Genomic DNA, 16658 nt, shown 5'->3' with positions numbered 1-16658 from the left:
AGAGGACTTCTTCGCGTGAACTATCTGATGCGACGACTGGCGACGTTTCCTCTCGTCCTGCTTGGCGTGTCCATCCTGGTCTTCGTGGCGATCCGGATGGTGCCGGGCGATTCGATCACGGCTATGCTGGGCACCGAAGCCGGGCTGCTGACGCCGGCGCAGCGTGACTCGCTCGCCGCCTATTTCGGCATCGACCAACCCTGGTTCGTCCAGTACTGGCGCTGGATCGGTGGCATCCTGCACGGCAATTTGGGCATTTCCGTCACTTATGGCAGGCCGGTTCTCGACGTCATTCTCGAGCGCTTCCCGCTGACGCTGGAGCTGGCAATCCTGTCGATGATCATTGCACTTCTGGTCGGACTGCCGGCCGGGATCTTCGCCGCCACGCACAATGAAAAACTGTCCGATCTGGGAGTGCGCATCGCCGCCATGATCGGCCAGTCGACGCCGAGCTTCGTGCTTGGCCTGCTGATCATCTACACGCTGTCGGCCGGTTTCGGCGTGCTGCCGGCGATGGGCGAATTCGCGCCGCTCTGGCAGGATCCCTTGCGCAATCTCAGCCAGCTGATCCTGCCCGCCATCACGCTCGGCTTCGCCTTCGCCGCGTCGGTCACCCGCATATCGCGTTCGGCCATGCTCGACGTTTTGAGCGATGATTATGTGCGCACCGCGCGCAGCAAGGGTGCGTCGGCGCGCAGCGTCATCTGGCGCCATGCTTTGCCCAACGCGCTGATCCCGGTGGTAACGCTGAGCGGCATCGAGTTCGGCTATCTCCTGGGCGGCGCCGTCATCGTCGAGCAGATCTACGCCCTGCCCGGTCTCGGACGCATGGTGCTCGACGCCATCCTGCAGCGAGACTACGCGCTGGTGCAGGGAGCCGTGCTGTTCATCGCCTTCAACTTCATGATCGTCAATCTCCTGGTCGACCTCGCCTATGTCGCGCTCGATCCGCGCATCCGGCTGGGAGAACAGTGATGCGCATTCTGCGCGCCATCTTCAGCCACGGCAGCGGCCGCATCGGCGGCGTCATCGTCGGCATCTATTTGCTGATCGCCATCCTCGGCCTGGTCGGGCTGACGCCACACAACCCGATCACGCAGTTCCGTGTCGACCGGCTGCACGCGCCCAATGGCGCCTACTGGATGGGCACCGACCTGTTCGGCCGCGACGTTGCCAGCCGGCTGATGGCGGGCATCGGCCAATCCTTCACGGTGGCCTTCTTCTCGGTGGCTTTCGCCACCCTTGCCGGCACCGTGCTGGGGCTGGCCGCCGCCTGGCTTGGACGCCGCTGGGACGGGGTGGTGATGCGGATCATGGATGTGCTGCTGGCCTTCCCGGCGATCCTGCTGGCGCTGCTTATCGTCACCGTTGCCGGGCCTGGCACATGGACCAGCGTCGTTGCCATCGGCATCGTCTACACACCGATCTTCACCCGCGTGGTGCGCGGCCCTGCCCTTTCGCTCAAGGCCCGCGAATTCGTCGACGCCGCGCGCACCTTCGGCAGCAGTTCGTTTTACATCGTCACGCGGCATTTGCTGCTCAATTTGGTGGCGCCGTTGACCGTGCAGGTGACACTGGCGCTGGCTTGGGCGCTGCTGACGGAAGCCGGCCTGAGCTTCCTCGGCCTCGGTACGCAGCCGCCTGCCGCCTCGCTCGGCCTGATGCTGAGCGACAGCCGCAATCTGATGGAGACCGCGCCCTGGCTGATGATCTTCCCGGGCCTGGCGATCATGATCAGCATCCTCGGCTTCAACCTGCTGGGTGACGCCTTGCGCGATATCCTCGACCCCAGGATGCGGAGAGCGCCGGCATGATCCCGCTTCTGTCGGTCAGCGACCTTCGCGTCGGCTTCGGCCGCAATCCTCAAGCCAACGAAGTGGTGCGCGGCGTCAGCTTCGACCTGGCGGATGGCGAAACACTGGCCATCGTCGGTGAAAGCGGCTCGGGCAAATCCGTCACCGCGCTGTCGATCAACCGGCTCATCGATTTCGGCGGCGGCCGCATCACCGGCGGCGCCATGAAACTGAAGCGCGCCGACGGCAGCCTCTTCGACCTGATGACTGCCACCGAACCGCAGCTGACCGGCATTCGCGGCGCCGAGATCGGCATGATCTTCCAGGAGCCGATGACCTCGCTCAATCCGGTACTGACCATCGGCACGCAGATCGAGGAATCGTTTCGGCTGCACCGCGGCCTGACCGGCCGACAAGCCACTGCAGCGGCCAGGGATGCGCTCGACCGGGTGCGCATCCCTGATGCCGCGCGGCGGCTGAAATACACGCCCAACCAGCTATCGGGCGGCATGCTGCAAAGGGTGATGATCGCCATTGCGCTCGCCTGCAATCCGCGCCTGCTGATCGCCGACGAGCCGACGACGGCGCTCGACGTCACCGTGCAGGCGCAGATCATGGCGCTGCTGGCCGAGTTGAAGCGCGAGACCGGCATGTCTGTCATCTTCATCACCCACGATATCGGCCTGGTTGCCGGCATCGCCGACAAGGTGATGGTGATGCAGAACGGGCAGGCTGTCGAACAGGGCGAGCTGAATCAGATCCTCGACAGGCCGCGGCATCCCTACACGCAGCATCTGTTGCAGGACGTGCCGCATTTCGCCAACGGTCGTGCGACGCGCGCGGACGGACAGCGCGACAAGGACACACAAGCAGAGCCGGCCTTGAAGGTCGACGGCCTCGTCGTGCGGTTTCCTCTCAAGAGCAATCTCTTCAGCCGCGCCACCGGCGCGGTGCATGCCGTCGACGGCGTCGACTTCGACCTGATGCCAGGCGAGACCCTGGCGATCGTCGGCGAGAGCGGTTCGGGCAAATCGACCACCGCGAAGGCGGTGCTCGGACTGGTGCGCTCGACGCGCGGCAGCTTCTCAGTTGGCGCCCGAAAGGCCTCAACCGAGCAAAGCGCCAAGCCCGTGCAGATGGTGTTCCAGAACCCCTATGCCTCGCTCAATCCAAGGCTCAGCATCGAAAGCATCCTGGCCGAACCGGTGATCGCCACCGGTGGCCGCGTGGATGCCGAGACGCGGGCCAGGATGGCGAGCCTGCTGGAACGTGTCGGCCTGCCTGCGAATAGCTTGCAGCGTTATCCCCACGAATTCTCCGGCGGCCAGCGGCAAAGGCTGTGCATTGCCCGTGCGCTGATGCTCAACCCGTCCGTGGTCGTGCTCGATGAGGCGGTGTCGGCGCTCGACGTCTCGGTGCAGGCCAAGGTGCTGGAGCTGCTGGTCGATCTGCAGCGCGACTTTGGGCTGGCCTATCTGTTCATCTCGCATGACATGGCGGTGGTCGAGCGCATCGCCCATCGTATCGCCGTCATCTATGCCGGCCAGATCGTCGAGATCGGCGACGCGGCTTCTGTGCTGTCGAAGCCGCAGCATTCCTATACGAAGAAGCTGATCGCCGCCGTTCCGACTATCGACCGGCGGCGTGAGCATTTCGAGATCGACACATGGCAAGTGCCCTCGCTGGTGCGCCCGCAGGGGTTTGAGCCGGCGCCGGCGCGCTGGGAGCAGTTTGGGCCTGATCATCGAGCGAGGGTTGAGGCGTGATGGGTGGCGCGCGGGGATATGCGAGGTTGGCGGGACAGCACCCCCCTCTGCCCTGCCGGGCATCTCCCCCGCAAGGGGGGAGATCGGATGTCACGCCGGCTTTCGCCAATCTCCAACGTTGGAAGGTTTGCGGAACATCAACGCTGCCAATCTCCCCCCTTGCGGGGGAGATGCCCGGCAGGGCAGAGGGGGGTGTGACGGATCTCGGCCTCTCCAATGGAGGCCATCCTTGAGCGACCTCGCCCCACTCTTCGACCGCGCGTTCGCACCACTGGAAGCCGCAGTAGCCACCAAGCGCATTCCCGGCGGCGTGCTCGGCATTGTCGACAGCAATGGCCACCGCATAACCAGGGCAATCGGCTCCGCGCAACTCGTACCCAAGCAGCGGCCGATGACCGCCGAAACCTGGTTCGACCTGGCGTCCCTGACCAAAATCATCTTCACCACCCCGCGCATCCTGGCGTTGGCGGAGAGCGGCGTCATCGATCTAGACGCACCGCTGATCTCGGTGCTGCCCGACCTGCGCCAATATGATGTCGAGGCCTGGGAGCGGCAGGTGACGTTTCGCCAGTGCCTCGGCCACCAGACACCGTTTCCCGCCGTCGAGCCGATCTATACCTATGGGCGGGACCCTGACCTGCTGCGCGCCTTCATCCTGCAGCGCGAATGGCGCGCCCGCGACCCGGTCTATTCCGACATCAACTTCATCCTGCTCGGCTTTGCGCTCGAGCGGCTCTCGGGCAAGACCATCCGCGACATGGATCCCGGCCCAGGCTTTGCCTGGTCAACAGAGCCGGATGCCGCCGCGGCGACCGAGGACTGCACCTGGCGTCATCGTGTGCTCTCCGGTGAAGTGCACGACGACAATTGCTCGGCGCTGCAAGGCGCCGGTCATGCCGGCCTGTTCGGCACAGCCACTTCGGTGCTGGGTTTCGCGCAGGGGCTGCTGGACGGTACAGGTGCCACCGAACGTTCGATCGCACTGATGCGCACGCCCCTGTCCGCCACCCGCACCCATGGCTGGGAACGTCCTTACGACGGCTGGTCCGGCGGCTCATTGTGCAGCCCCGAAACCATCGGCCATACCGGCTTTACCGGCACCGGCTTGTGGATCGACTTCGACAGCGGCAAGGCCTGGACCTTGCTCACCAACCGGATCCATCCGACACGCCATTTCGACAGCGGAATCGTTTCGCTGCGGCAGACGGTCGGCGATCTCGTCAATGGACTTTAGGAGCTCAATGATGGAACCAATCTGGGCCGTCGGCCTGATGACCGGCACCGTGCTTGACGGCAATATCGACGTCGCGCTGATCAAGACCGATGGCGAGCGCATCGACGATTTCGGCACCTATCGGCTGATGCCTTATCCCCAATCGATCCGCTCCCTGCTGGAAGAGACGCTGACGGCGGCGCGGGCCTGGAATTTTGTCGGGCCGGAACCGGCGATCTTCCGCAAGGCCGAGGAAGCATTGACGCGCGCCCAGTCGGCGGCGGTCAAGGAATTGGTCGAGGGCTATGGCATGACAATGGCCGATATCGGCGTCGTCGGTTTCCATGGCCAGACGGTGCTGCATCGCGCGCCGCAGGTCGGACGGCTCGGCCAGACGCGGCAGCTCGGCGACGGCGAGCTGATGCACTCCCTATTGGGCACCAAGGTCGCGTATGATTTCCGCTCGGCCGACATGCGCGCCGGCGGGCAAGGCGCGCCCCTGGCCGCAGCCTATCACACCGCGCTGATGCGCAGCGCCGGCGCCAGCGGCGAGGTGGCCGTGCTCAATCTTGGCGGCGTCGCCAACGTCACCTGGTGGGATGGCGCCGACAATGTCGTCGCCTTCGATACCGGACCGGCCAACGCGCCGCTCAACGATTTCATCAAGTCGAAAGGGCTCGGCGAAATGGACCGCGACGGCGCGCTTGGTCGCGCGGGTACGGTCGACGAGGCTAGGCTCGCCAAGCTGTTGCAGCATCCTTATCTGACCAAGCCTTTCCCCAAATCGCTTGATCGCTTCGACTTCGGTGCTGCCATGGCCGATGGCCTCAACGCCGAGGATGGCGCGGCCCTGCTCACCGCCTTCACCGCCGGCGCCGTCGGCAAGGCGCTCGATCTCTTGCCGAGCCGGCCGAAGAGGCTGGTGGTCAGCGGTGGCGGCCGCCACAATCCGACGATGATGGCCATGCTCGCCAGCCGCGCCGGCGTCGAGGTGGTGCAGGCCGAAAGCCTTGGCTGGAGCGGCGACGCGGTCGAGGCGGAGTGTTTTGCCTTCCTCGCGGTTCGCGTGCTGCGCGGCCTGCCGATCAGTTTTCCAAGCACCACAGGCGCGCCGCAGCCGATGCGCGGCGGAAAACTCGCTGGTTAAGCGAGTTCCTTCTGCAGGAAGATGCGGCTGCGACCGACCGGAAAATCGGCCAGCGTGCCGAAGGGCCGATAGCCCTGGCGCTGGTAGACCTTTTCGGCGTTCGGATTGAAGGTGTCGATCAACGCGCCGTGGCAGCCGCGTGCCATGGCCTCCTGTTCGGCCGCGGCCAGCATCTGGCCTGCCATGTGCTGGCCGCGCAGCCTTTCATCGACCCACAGCCACTGCACGTAGAGCCAGCCCCAGGCGGTGTAGCCCGAAATGCCGGCAACGACCGCACCGTCCTCGTCACGCACGAACACCGCCAGCGCCTTTCTTTCGGAAGCCCCGACATCGCCGTCGTTGAACGCCGTCAGCCGTTCGCTCAGAAAGGCGAGGTCTTCGGGCAAGGGATTTGCCGTCGTTTCGAGTGTCGTCTTCATGGCTCTTTCCGGAATGCATGGCTGGATGGGATGAAGGGGTTATGAAGCGTGAGGCCCGCGCACTCTATGTCTGCTCTCGAACAGGCTGCGGATCGCCGCCATTGCGAAATTCGGACGCGGCGATGCCGTAGCGCTTGAGCTTGTCATAAAACGTCTTGCGCGGCACGCCGAGCGCGTCGATGGCGCCGCGCACATCACCGCCATGATCGCGCAGCGCGTCGCGGATGAGTTGCGCCTCGTAGTGGCCCACGCGTTCGGGCAGCGAGGCGGCAGGCTCCGCCGATTGCGAGGGAACCGCTTTCGCCTCGTCGTCCGGGCCGAGACCTAGTGCTACGCGATCAGCGAAATGCGCGAGCTCGCGCACATTGCCCGGCCAGGCATGCGACTGGAGATGATCGCTGACCGCGGCGTTCACCTTGGCGACAGGCCGGCCGAACCGTTCCGCGGCCTTGCCGAGGAAATGGCCGAACAGCATCGGAATGTCGCCGCGCCGCTCGCGTAAGGGCGGTATGCGCAGCGTCACCACGTTGAGGCGGAAATACAGATCCTCGCGAAAATCGCCGCGCTGGTCGGGCCGGCCGAGATCGACCTTGGTTGCCGCCACGACCCTCAGATCGATGCGCCGGATCTCGTTGGAACCAAGCGGAGTGAGACTGCGCGTCTCCAGCACCCGCAGCAGCTTGACCTGTAGGGCCGGCGGCATGGATTCGATCTCGTCGAGGAACAGCGTACCGCCGCTGGAATGCTCGACGCGGCCGATCCGCCGCCGCTGCGCACCGGTGAACGCGCCGGCCTCGTGGCCGAACAGCTCGCTTTCGATGACCGTCTCCGGCAAGGCGCCGCAATTCAGCGCCACGAAGGGTTTGGCACGGCGCCGGCCCCAGCGGTGCAAGAGGTCCGCCACCACTTCCTTGCCGGTTCCGGTCTCCCCTTCGACCAGCACGTCGACATCCATGTCGGCGATCTGGCGCAAGGTTTCGCGAAGGCGCCGGATCGCGGGCGCTTCGCCGATCAGCGGCAGGCCGTCGGCGGCCAGAGCGGCTGCTTCGCGCAGCCGCCGGTTCTCCATCACCAGCCGCCGCTTCTCGCTCGCCCGTTTCAGCGCCTCGACAAGGCGATCGCCGGCATAGGGCTTTGGGATGAAATCGTAGACGCCGTCCTTGAGTGCGGCCACCGCGAGATCGACATCCCCGTGCCCGGTGACCAGAATGACAGGTATATCGGCGTCGATCGCCTTGATGCGGTCGAACAGCTGCAGGCCGTTCATGCCCGGCATGCGGATGTCGCTGACGACCACGCCGTCGAAATCCCTGTCGACGACGGCAAGTGCGGCTTCGGCGGCATCGCGCGCGACCACCGTGAAGCCGGCAAGTTCGAGCAATTGCGTGGTGGCGTGCAGCAGGTCGGCATCGTCGTCGACAAGCGTCACCAGCCCTGATCCCTGCGTCATTCAATTCGCCTCAAATCGATGGTGAAGGACGCGCCGCCGGCACTGTCGGGATCGAGCTGCAAGGTGCCGCCCAATTCCTGGGCGATCTCCTGCGAGATCACCAGTCCGAGCCCGAGCCCCTTCTCCTTGGTGGTCTGGAACGGCATGAACAGATTGCCGGCCGCTTCTGGCCCGAGACCCGGGCCGTTGTCGCGTACTGAGATCAACACCCGGTCGTCGCGCTCGGCGAGTTCGATCTCGATACGGGGATCGGACTGGTCCTTCATGGCATCCAGCGCGTTCTGCAACAGATTGACGAGGATCTGCTCCAGCCGGATGCGGCTGGCCATCACCAATGGCGAGGCGTTGCCGCGCGGCTTGACGATGGTCACGCCGGAATCGCGGATGCGGCCGGACAGCAGCGACAGCGCGCCGTCGATCGCCTCGCGCACCGGCAGTGGCGAAGCGGCGACACCGGGCCGGCGGGCGAAGGTGCGCAGCGTATTGGTGATGGCGCCGATGCGCTCAGTCATAGAGACGATCGAGGTCAGATTGCCGCTTGCCGGTTCGGTCTTGCCGGTTTCGAGGAAGCGGCCGGCATTCTCGGCATAGGTGCGGATGGCGGCGACCGGCTGGTTGATCTCATGCGCCACGCCGGCGGCGATCTGGCCGAGGATGGAAAGCCGGTTGGCCTGGGCGAGATCGTCGCGCAGCCGGCGGACCTTGGCTTCGGCACTCTCACGTTCGGCGATTTCGCCGGCAAGTGCGGTGTTGGAGCGCGTCAGTTCGGCGGTCCGAGTGCTGACCCGGCTTTCGAGCTCGGCGTTCATGCGCGCCAGCGCTTCCTGCCGCAGCCGGCGTGTGCGGCGGCGCCTTGTCAGCACATAGGCAAGCAGGCCCGTCAGCAGCAGCCCGAGCAGCGTCGTCAGGCGCGCCGTGTTGGCGGCGGACGAGAGGGCGGCGTCGGCAGGCGTCAAAAGCCAGAGGCGCCAGCCAGGGACCGCACCGGGCAGGTCCTGCACCACTTCGACGAACTGGCGCGGCTTGCCCGAACTGTCGATCGTCGCCAGGCCGTCACCCGCGCCGCGCCGTATCGGCAAGGGCTCGAAGGCGGCGTCCGTCAATTGCAGTTGCTCAAGGGCAGCGGCGGCGGCTTCGGCGGAGAGCGGCGCCAGTGCGTGAAACCGCCATTCGGGCTGGCTGGTGGCCAGCACGACGCCGCGTTCGTCGGTGACGAAAACGAGGAAGCCGCTGGAGCGCCAATTGGCTTCGACACCGTCGAGTTCGACCTTCAACACCGCAACGCCCAGCGGCTTGCCGTTGTCATCGACGCGGCTCGAAAGATAGAGCCCCGGTCGGCCGCTGATCGTGCCGAGGCCGTACTGGCTGGCAGCGCCCTTCGCCATCGCCTCGTTGAAGTAATGGCGAAAATTATAGTCGATGCCGACAAAGCTCGTCGGCTCGCCGGCATTGCTGGCCGATATCGCGATGCCCGCCGTGTCGATGACATAGATGGCGGATGCCGAGGCATCGCCGGCGATCGCCTTGAGCTTGTCGTTGAGGGCCGCCTCCTGCATCTTCCCGGCCCGACGCAGCGCCCCGCGCACCGCATCGTCGCGGGCCAGCACCAAGGGAACCAGGCGCTGCTTTTCGATTTCGCCGGTCAGCGTTCCCGCAGCCAGCGGCAAGGCGGCAAGCGCTGTGTCGCGGAGATCATCGGCTGCCTGGCCGGTGGCGATGCGCCCGGCGATGGCGATCGCGCCGGCCAGGACCGCCAGGGCGATGACGACGACAAGCCAGCGGCCATCGCGCAGCCGGGCCACCGCCTCACGCAGCAGTTCGCGGCCGGTCGCGGAGCCGCTATCGGTGCCTGCCTGCGACGTCTGCCCTCTCCCTTTGCTAGGGCCTCAAGGTCACTGTAATGCGAAATTCCGCCCAGGCAAAATGTTTCGCGTGCGGAAATCCGCACACACCTCCACCAAAGGCCGCTGAAGAATGCCCGGAATCCCGGGATTCCGGGCTTTCCCGGATCTGGCACAGCGCTTGCAAAACTCCTTGCAGCGGCGGGCGACCGGAACGCCGCGATGGGAGAAGTCACGCAGGGCGGTTTCCGTCCATCCGGCCAGGGAGAGATCGATGCACATCGCAGACCAATCAGGCGCGCCCGCCGCGCAGCGCAAGCCCCTCTATGCCCAACTCTACGTGCAGGTGCTGGTGGCGATCACCGTCGGCATCCTGCTCGGCCATTACTATCCCTCTGTCGGCGAGAGCATGAAGCCGCTCGGCGACGCCTTCATCAAGCTGGTCAAGATGATCATCGCCCCGGTCATCTTCCTGACGGTCGCGACCGGCATTGCCGGCATGAGCGACCTGCAGAAGGTCGGCCGCGTCGCCGGCAAGGCGATGCTTTATTTCCTCACCTTCTCGACGCTGGCGCTGATCATCGGTCTCATCGTCGCCAATGTCGTGCAGCCGGGTGCCGGCTTCAACATCGACCCGGCGACGCTCGATGCCTCGACCGTCAACACCTATGCCGCCAAGGCGCATGACCAGTCGGTCACCGGCTTCCTGATGAACATCATCCCCGGCACGATCGTCGGCGCCTTCGCCGATGGCGACATATTGCAGGTGCTGTTCTTCTCGGTGCTGTTCGGCATCGCGCTGGCGCTGGTCGGCGACAGGGGTGCACCGGTGCTCAACTTCCTGCAGGCGCTGATGGCGCCGATGTTCAAGCTGGTCAGCGTGCTGATGAAGGCAGCCCCCATCGGCGCTTTCGGCGCCATGGCCTTCACCATCGGCAAATACGGCATCGGCTCGGTCATCAACCTCGCCATGCTGGTCGGCACCTTCTACGCGACATCGCTGCTGTTCGTGTTCGTCGTGTTGGGTGCCGTCTGCCGCTACAACGGCTTCTCCATCCTGTCGCTGCTGCGCTACATCAAGGAAGAGTTGCTTCTGGTGCTGGGCACCTCCTCGTCGGAAGCCGCCCTGCCCTCGCTGATGGAAAAGATGGAAAAGGCCGGCGCCAAGCGCTCGGTGGTTGGCCTGGTCATCCCGACCGGCTATTCCTTCAACCTCGACGGCACCAACATCTACATGACACTGGCCGCGCTGTTCATCGCGCAGGCGACGAACATCCACCTGTCGATCGGCGACCAGATCCTGCTGCTGCTGGTGGCGATGCTCTCGTCCAAGGGTGCTGCCGGCATCACCGGCGCCGGCTTCATCACCCTTGCCGCGACGCTTTCGGTCGTGCCTTCGGTGCCGGTCGCCGGCATGGCGCTGATCCTCGGTGTCGACCGCTTCATGTCGGAGTGCCGGGCGCTGACCAACTTCGTCGGCAACGCCGTCGCCACGCTGGTTGTTGCACGCTGGGAAGGCGAACTCGACGAGGCCAAGCTCGCCAGGGCCTTGGCCGGTACTGCCGACGACAGCCTGCCGGCGGATGTCGTTCCCGCCGAGTAATTCGCGCGGTCGCATGGCAATGCAAATGGCCGGAGGCATCGCTGCCTCCGGCCACTTTTTTACCTTGACGTGTCAGCCATTGAAGTCCCTCCGCGCTTCCGGAAACGTGCTTGGACCGACAGGCATGCGGGCCGCCAGGCTGCCATCGTCGAACAGGACAAGGCTGGCAGCGCCGACCAGCCCGGCATGGCGGCCAAGCTGCGCCTGGACGACAGGCACGTCGCGATAGGCGCGCATGGCGCGCTGCCGGATGGTCGCCTCGATGACCGGATGCATCAGGTCGAGGCCATTGGCGATGCCGCCGCCGACGACCAGCACGTCGGGCGAATAGAGATGCAGCAAATTGGTGAAACCGACGCCGAGCCAGCGCGCCTCCTCCTCGAGCAGGGCGGCGGCGAGGTCATCCTGCAGCCGCGCGGCCTCGACCACGTGACGACCCGTGACCTCGCCATTGGCCGAGAGACGCCGCAGCGTCGAGCCGTCAAAGGCCGATGTCGCGGCATTGGCACGGCGGCCAAGTGCGGTGCCCGAGGCGATGGCCTCGAAGCAGCCGACGACGCCGCAGACGCAGCGCTCGCCTTCGTTGGTGATGGTCATATGGCCGATCTCGGCGGCCAGCCCACGGCGGCCATGCAGGATGCGTCCGTCGGCAACGACACCGCCGCCAATGCCGGTGGACACCGTGACAAAGACCAACGAGCGGGCGCCATGGCCGGCGCCGAAGCGCCATTCGCCGAGTGCCGCCGCATTGGCGTCGTTTTCCAGCCGCACCGGCAGGCCGAGCCGCCGCTCGAGGATATCGGCCAGCGGGACATCCTGCCAGCCGGCCAGCGTCGGCGGCCCGACGGCAATGCCGGCCAGCGGATCGAGCGGCCCCGGCGCGCCGACGCCGACGCCGACAATGGCGAGCCCCGGCGCCTCGGCATGCACGGTCGCGGCCAGCGCCTCGATCTGGTCGATCACCACGTCAGGCCCGGCCTGCGCTTGCGTCGGCACCGCGGCGAAGGCCAGTATCTTGCCGTCACGGTCGACCAGCGCGGCACGAAGCTCGGTGCCGCCAAGATCGATCGCAAGGGCGGCTTCAGTGGTCATGCCGCAACCTTCAGCCCATGCAGCCAGCCGATGCGGCCGGCGAGATCCTTGTCGCCAAAGGCGAGCGAGCCCAGAACCACGGTTTCGGCGCCGGCGGCACGCAACAACGGCACGGTCTCGTGGCGGATGCCGCCGTCGGCCGCAAGCACGACCGCAGCCTCGCGGCCGGCCTTTCTCAGGATCGCACGAGTGGCGCCCAGCCTGTCGCAGGCCTTCTCCGACAGGCTCTGGCCCTTGACGCCGATCGCGGTGCCCAGCAGCGTGACGAAGGCGACCTCGGAGACGAAAGGCGTCACCGCCTCGACGGGCGTCTCCAGCCTCAACACAACGCCAGCTTCGGCGCCGAGTTCGCGGGCCAGCCGCACGGCGCGCAAACCCGCCTCGCCGTTCTCGGCATGGACGCTGATCATGTCGGCGCCGGCCTCGATGAACTGGCGCGTCTGCGCCTCGACGATTGCCGCATCGACCATCAGATGGACATGGATGGGTTTGGCCGTCAGGCCAGCGATGCGGGCGACGAGATCGGGGAAGAACAGGAAGGACGGCGCGAAATGGCCGTCCGCGACATCGATATGATGCAGATCGACATAGGGTTCGATCCGTTTCAGATCGCTCTCGAAATTGGCGAGATTGGCCGACCACAGCGAAAATTCGGCGATCAAGCGATCGCGCGGCAATGCGGCGATGGCGGCGGGGCCTGACAGGGGCTTTGAAGTCATGATGGATCCTGGTTGTTGAAATTCGTGTCGAGAAAGCTGCTGATGGCGGCGCGGATTTCGGCGAAATGGCGATCCTTGTCGGTGGCTTTTGGCGTCACCTCGGTGAAGGTCGTGTTGGGGATGGTCGCGGCGAGTTCGCGCGCGGTCGCCAGGGGATGGACGAGATCGATGGCGCTGCCGATGACCAGCGTGGGTGTTGCGAAACCCGCGGCTTCGGCCTGCGTCACACCGGGTCCGTCGGCCGCGATCGCCTGCATCACCTCGGCGAAGACGGTGGCGTTTTCACGCGCGAAGAAGCCGAGCAGCGAAGCGAGATTGTCCGGCGCCTCTGTGCGAAAGCGGGCCGATGTTGCGGAGGACGCGAAGGTTTCGCGCGCTTCAGCCAGCGGAAGCCGGCGGATGAGTTCGGCCACTTCGACATAGGGGCGCATGTTCTGCGGCGCTGCATCGAAGGCCCAGGCAGGGCGCACCAGCACCAAACCAAGCACACGGTCCGGGTGGCGAGAAGCGAGGTGCAGCGCGATGGCGGCGCCCATTGAAATGCCGCCGGCAACGAAGCGGTCGAGCCCAGCCGCATCCGCAGCGGCCAGCACATCGTCGGCGAACATGGCGATCGAAAACGGACGCTTGCTGCCGGCACCGGAGCCACCCTGAGCGCGGCATTCGACGGTCAGCCGGCGGCGTGACGGGCCATCGGGAAAATTCTGCGCCACCTGGACGGCATCACCGCCGAGACCATGCTGGAAGATAACGGGAAGCCCGCCCTGCCCGGTGTCGAAGACATGAAGAGCGGCATCGTCGCGCAGCAGGATCGTTGGCGCCGCACTCATCGGAGCAGCCCTCGCAGGAAGGCGGCAACGCTAGGCGCCTCATCGGCGGACAGCCCGTGGGTGACGAGCGCGCCGTCGAAACCGACGGCCTTCAGCCGCGCGACGAAATCCGGGAAGTCGACGATGCCTTGCCCTGATGTGGCGAAGCGGCCGTCGCCATGCCGGTCCTTGGCGTGCGCCATGGCGATGTGGCCGGCGGCTTGGTCGATCGCGGCGGCGACGATGGCACGTGCTTCGTCCGGCGTCGCGTGCTCGAACAGGTTTGCCGGGTCGAGCACGATCTTCAGGTGCTTCGAGCCCATATCGGCGATCAGGCGTGTCGCGTCGCTTGCCGAGGTGACGATGTTGGCCTGCTCGGGCTCTATGCCGAGATCGACGCCGGCGTCCTCGGCCAGCGCCAGGGCCTTCGCCATCTCGACGGCCATGTCGGACCATGCGGCCGGCGTGGCATTGTCAGGATGAAATGCCCACTGGTCGGCGGCATTGCGTGAGCCGGTGCAAAGCGTGACCAGCGGAATGCCGAGGGATGCTGCCGTCTCGATGACGACGGCAAGACGGCGAAGGCCATCGTCGCGCACGGTCTTGTCGGGATGCGCCATGTTGTAGGTGCCCGATAGTGCGGCCAGCGAAACGCCAGTCGACTGCGCGGCAGCGCGGATCGCCGCGACGGCATCCGCCGGAACGGCATCCGGCATCGACGGCAGGCCGGCGCAAGCGAGATTGAACTGCGTCGTCTCATAGCCGGCCTGTTTCACGGCAGCCAGCACGGTGGCCGGCTCGGTGCCCGAAAAAGTCTTGGCGAAGATGCCGAGACGCATCAGACCGCACCTGAAACCGAGGTTAGCTCAACACGCTCACCGGTCTCGACGGAACGGGCAATCGCCACCATGGCACGGATCGAGGCGATGCCGTCCTCGACATTGGCGCCGCGCATCGGCGTGCCGTTCAGCACCGTGTCGGCGAGGCCTTCCAACTGGCGGCGGAAGAAATGGCCGTCGGCGCCGAGCGGTTTGCGCGAGGTCGCGTCCTTCTCATGGAAAATGTCGACCTCGCTGGCGCGGAAGTACCAGGGGTTGAAGGTTTTGGCGATGACCGAACCGTTCTCGCCATAAAGCTGGAAGCCTTCATGCCAGTCCATGCGCACAGCGACTGTCAGATCGAGATGGCCGAGCGCGCCGCTGGCGAACTCGGTTTCGACGAACCAGCAATAGGCGCCGAAGCGTTCGTTGAGGCGCGCGTGCACGGCGGTGATTTCGCCGCAGAGGAAGCGGGCGGTATCGACGAGATGCGAGCCATGCGCCAGCATGAAATATTGCCTGAGATCGGCCTTCGGATTGCCTGCGGGTTTCCTCGCCAATTTGCTGGTGACGGGCAGCGGCTGAATGGCGTCGGTGTTAGTGTAGCGGTGGGTGGAATCGCAATACCAGGCCTTGAGCGCCAGCACCTCGCCCATCTCGTCGCGGACGAAGTCGTGGGCCGCCTCCAGCGCCGGGTCGAAGCGCTTCATGTGGCCGACCTGCAGCACCTTGCCGGAGCGCTTGACCGCCGCTGCCAGCGCCTCGCCTTCCTCGACAGAGGTGCCGATCGGCTTTTCGCAGAGAACATGCTTGCCGGCGTCGAGCGCCTTGATCGACATCGGCACGTGGTAGGCGTCCGAGGTGGCGACGATCACCGCCTCCAACTCGGGATCGGCGAGCATGGCGTCATAGTCGGCATACATCTTTTGCGGTTCGTAGGTGGCGCCCATGCGGGCGAGCAAATCGGGCGCCGTGTCGCAGATGGCGTAGAGGTCGGCATTGGCGGCCTTGGTGCAGGATTGCAGATGCGCGAACTGCGCGATGGGACCGCAACCGAGCACGCCGACCCTGAGGCGTCTGTCTTGTTTCTTGATCATCGTCTCGTTCTTCAGGCGCCGTAGCTGCGCATTGTCTGGCGGTTGGTCTTGACCGCGCCGGCGGGGTCGGCGGCGGCCGTGTCGGATTCCTCTTCCAGCACCAGCCAGCCGTTGAAGCGCGGCGCGGTGTTTGCGATCTCGATAACCGCTGATGTGTCGCAGACGCCCTTGCCCAACATCGCCCAGGTGCCGTTGGCGTCGACGTCCTTCAAATGGATGTAGCGGATGCGGTCGCGATAGGTGCGCAACGTGTCGGACATGTCCTTGTGGCCGCGCAGGATGTGGCCGGTATCCGGCACCCAGCCGACCAGATCCGGGTCGAGCAAGGCAAAGATCTTGTCGTAGTCAGCGCGGTCGAGCAGCAGCGTGTTGTGGTGCGAACTCGGATGCACCGCCACCTGGACACCGGCCTTGCGGCCGAGCTCGCCGGCCTTGTTGTAAACCTCGGCGGCGATGGCGAACTTGTCGTCGCGCGGCCCGTCGGACACCACGGTTGCCGAACCCATCGAGACCAGCGCGCCGGGAAAGGCGGCGGCGAAATCGATCCAGCGCTGTGCCGCCTTGAGATCGGCGCCGATCTGATCCTTGAGCGTAAAACCACTGTCCGACCCGAAGGCGAAGGAAACGAGCGTCAGGCCGGACGACTTCAGCGCGGCGGCGAATTCCGGTGGCCGGTCGGCGTAGCGGCCGATCATGGTGTCGGTGATCTCGATGCCGGAATAGCCGCCATCGGCGATGGCCTTCAACAGATCGTCGGGACCGCCGGTAAAACGGTCGCCGAGCATTTCCCAGGTAAAGGTCTGGCAGCCGACTTTGAGGTCTTTCACGTTCATCCTTTCAATCCTTGATACCGCTTATTGCTTGATGCCACTCTGCGTCGCCGTGGGAAGG

At 65.6% G+C, this 16658-nt stretch carries 15 protein-coding genes; 6 read left to right on the top strand and 9 right to left on the bottom strand.

What is annotated here, in order from left to right; all coding sequences use genetic code 11:
- Window positions 1–15: 15 nt before the first annotated feature.
- The 5 genes from AC1DX4_RS14870 (at window position 16) to AC1DX4_RS14850 (ending at window position 5919) form a co-directional block, all read left to right on the top strand.
- Complete coding sequence (locus AC1DX4_RS14870) at window positions 16–975, top strand: ABC transporter permease (RefSeq protein WP_477221018.1); 960 nt, start codon at window positions 16–18, stop codon at window positions 973–975.
- Window positions 975–1814: an ABC transporter permease gene (locus AC1DX4_RS14865; protein ID WP_477221017.1), complete on the top strand. Its 840-nt coding sequence runs from the start codon at window positions 975–977 to the stop codon at window positions 1812–1814. Before AC1DX4_RS14870 ends, AC1DX4_RS14865 begins: the two co-directional genes overlap by 1 nt.
- Window positions 1811–3559 carry an ABC transporter ATP-binding protein gene (locus tag AC1DX4_RS14860; RefSeq protein WP_477221016.1) on the top strand — a complete coding sequence of 583 codons (1749 nt, stop codon included), beginning with the start codon at window positions 1811–1813 and terminating at the stop codon, window positions 3557–3559. The genes AC1DX4_RS14865 and AC1DX4_RS14860 overlap by 4 nt, the downstream gene beginning before the upstream one ends.
- Before the next feature lie 229 nt (window positions 3560–3788).
- Window positions 3789–4793 carry a serine hydrolase domain-containing protein gene (locus AC1DX4_RS14855; protein WP_477221015.1) on the top strand — a complete coding sequence of 335 codons (1005 nt, stop codon included), beginning with the start codon at window positions 3789–3791 and terminating at the stop codon, window positions 4791–4793.
- 10 nt (window positions 4794–4803) lie between these two features.
- Window positions 4804–5919 carry an anhydro-N-acetylmuramic acid kinase gene (locus tag AC1DX4_RS14850; protein ID WP_477221014.1) on the top strand — a complete coding sequence of 372 codons (1116 nt, stop codon included), beginning with the start codon at window positions 4804–4806 and terminating at the stop codon, window positions 5917–5919.
- Here the strand turns inward: AC1DX4_RS14850 and AC1DX4_RS14845 are convergent.
- The 3 genes from AC1DX4_RS14845 to AC1DX4_RS14835 form a co-directional block, all read right to left on the bottom strand.
- The gene (locus AC1DX4_RS14845) at window positions 5916–6338 is read right to left on the bottom strand and encodes a GNAT family N-acetyltransferase (protein ID WP_477221013.1); all 423 of its coding nucleotides are present in this window, start codon (window positions 6336–6338) and stop codon (window positions 5916–5918) included. The two genes, AC1DX4_RS14850 and AC1DX4_RS14845, sit on opposite strands and share 4 nt — an antisense overlap.
- A gap of 64 nt (window positions 6339–6402) precedes the next feature.
- Window positions 6403–7788 carry a sigma-54-dependent transcriptional regulator gene (locus tag AC1DX4_RS14840; RefSeq protein ID WP_477221012.1) on the bottom strand — a complete coding sequence of 462 codons (1386 nt, stop codon included), beginning with the start codon at window positions 7786–7788 and terminating at the stop codon, window positions 6403–6405.
- On the bottom strand, window positions 7785–9590 hold the full coding sequence (locus tag AC1DX4_RS14835; protein ID WP_477221011.1) for a sensor histidine kinase: 1806 nt from the start codon (window positions 9588–9590) through the stop codon (window positions 7785–7787). Before AC1DX4_RS14835 ends, AC1DX4_RS14840 begins: the two co-directional genes overlap by 4 nt.
- A 313-nt stretch (window positions 9591–9903) precedes the next feature.
- On the opposite strand from AC1DX4_RS14835, the gene AC1DX4_RS14830 reads away from it, so the two are divergent.
- Window positions 9904–11232 carry a dicarboxylate/amino acid:cation symporter gene (locus AC1DX4_RS14830; protein WP_475452048.1) on the top strand — a complete coding sequence of 443 codons (1329 nt, stop codon included), beginning with the start codon at window positions 9904–9906 and terminating at the stop codon, window positions 11230–11232.
- A gap of 72 nt (window positions 11233–11304) precedes the next feature.
- Here AC1DX4_RS14830 and AC1DX4_RS14825 read toward each other — a convergent pair whose 3' ends face one another.
- The 6 genes from AC1DX4_RS14825 to AC1DX4_RS14800 are packed head-to-tail and all read right to left on the bottom strand — an operon-like array spanning window position 11305 to window position 16600.
- Window positions 11305–12324, bottom strand: a complete 1020-nt coding sequence (locus AC1DX4_RS14825; protein WP_477221010.1) for an ROK family protein — start codon at window positions 12322–12324, stop codon at window positions 11305–11307.
- Window positions 12321–13043 (bottom strand): ribulose-phosphate 3-epimerase, encoded by a 723-nt coding sequence (locus AC1DX4_RS14820; RefSeq protein ID WP_477221009.1) that lies wholly within the window; start codon window positions 13041–13043, stop codon window positions 12321–12323. The genes AC1DX4_RS14825 and AC1DX4_RS14820 overlap by 4 nt, the downstream gene beginning before the upstream one ends.
- Window positions 13040–13873, bottom strand: coding sequence for an alpha/beta fold hydrolase (locus AC1DX4_RS14815; RefSeq protein WP_477221008.1), 834 nt, complete (start codon window positions 13871–13873; stop codon window positions 13040–13042). The genes AC1DX4_RS14820 and AC1DX4_RS14815 overlap by 4 nt, the downstream gene beginning before the upstream one ends.
- Entirely contained in the window at window positions 13870–14691 is an 822-nt protein-coding gene (locus tag AC1DX4_RS14810) for a sugar phosphate isomerase/epimerase family protein (RefSeq protein WP_477221007.1), read from the bottom strand. The genes AC1DX4_RS14815 and AC1DX4_RS14810 overlap by 4 nt, the downstream gene beginning before the upstream one ends.
- On the bottom strand, window positions 14691–15767 hold the full coding sequence (locus AC1DX4_RS14805) for a Gfo/Idh/MocA family protein (protein WP_477221006.1): 1077 nt from the start codon (window positions 15765–15767) through the stop codon (window positions 14691–14693). The genes AC1DX4_RS14810 and AC1DX4_RS14805 overlap by 1 nt, the downstream gene beginning before the upstream one ends.
- Before the next feature lie 11 nt (window positions 15768–15778).
- Window positions 15779–16600, bottom strand: a complete 822-nt coding sequence (locus tag AC1DX4_RS14800; RefSeq protein WP_477221005.1) for a sugar phosphate isomerase/epimerase family protein — start codon at window positions 16598–16600, stop codon at window positions 15779–15781.
- Between the last annotated feature and the right edge of the window lie 58 nt (window positions 16601–16658).

The sequence above is a fragment of the Mesorhizobium sp. P3_A8 genome (genome assembly GCF_056402995.1).
Note: the sequence above shows the minus strand (reverse complement) of the source record. Positions and strands in the feature narration are given on the sequence as shown.

Bases quoted from the DNA above. Each gene is read 5' to 3' on its own strand.
- AC1DX4_RS14820 (WP_477221009.1), bottom strand. From the start codon at position 13,043: ATGACTTCAAAGCCCCTGTCAGGCCCCGCCGCCATCGCCGCATTGCCG.
- AC1DX4_RS14845 (WP_477221013.1), bottom strand. From the start codon at position 6,338: ATGAAGACGACACTCGAAACGACGGCAAATCCCTTGCCCGAAGACCTC.
- AC1DX4_RS14800 (WP_477221005.1), bottom strand. From the start codon at position 16,600: ATGAACGTGAAAGACCTCAAAGTCGGCTGCCAGACCTTTACCTGGGAA.
- AC1DX4_RS14815 (WP_477221008.1), bottom strand. From the start codon at position 13,873: ATGAGTGCGGCGCCAACGATCCTGCTGCGCGACGATGCCGCTCTTCAT.
- AC1DX4_RS14830 (WP_475452048.1), top strand. From the start codon at position 9,904: ATGCACATCGCAGACCAATCAGGCGCGCCCGCCGCGCAGCGCAAGCCC.
- AC1DX4_RS14850 (WP_477221014.1), top strand. From the start codon at position 4,804: ATGGAACCAATCTGGGCCGTCGGCCTGATGACCGGCACCGTGCTTGAC.
- AC1DX4_RS14865 (WP_477221017.1), top strand. From the start codon at position 975: ATGCGCATTCTGCGCGCCATCTTCAGCCACGGCAGCGGCCGCATCGGC.
- AC1DX4_RS14810 (WP_477221007.1), bottom strand. From the start codon at position 14,691: ATGCGTCTCGGCATCTTCGCCAAGACTTTTTCGGGCACCGAGCCGGCC.
- AC1DX4_RS14805 (WP_477221006.1), bottom strand. From the start codon at position 15,767: ATGATCAAGAAACAAGACAGACGCCTCAGGGTCGGCGTGCTCGGTTGC.
- AC1DX4_RS14825 (WP_477221010.1), bottom strand. From the start codon at position 12,324: ATGACCACTGAAGCCGCCCTTGCGATCGATCTTGGCGGCACCGAGCTT.
- AC1DX4_RS14860 (WP_477221016.1), top strand. From the start codon at position 1,811: ATGATCCCGCTTCTGTCGGTCAGCGACCTTCGCGTCGGCTTCGGCCGC.
- AC1DX4_RS14840 (WP_477221012.1), bottom strand. From the start codon at position 7,788: ATGACGCAGGGATCAGGGCTGGTGACGCTTGTCGACGACGATGCCGAC.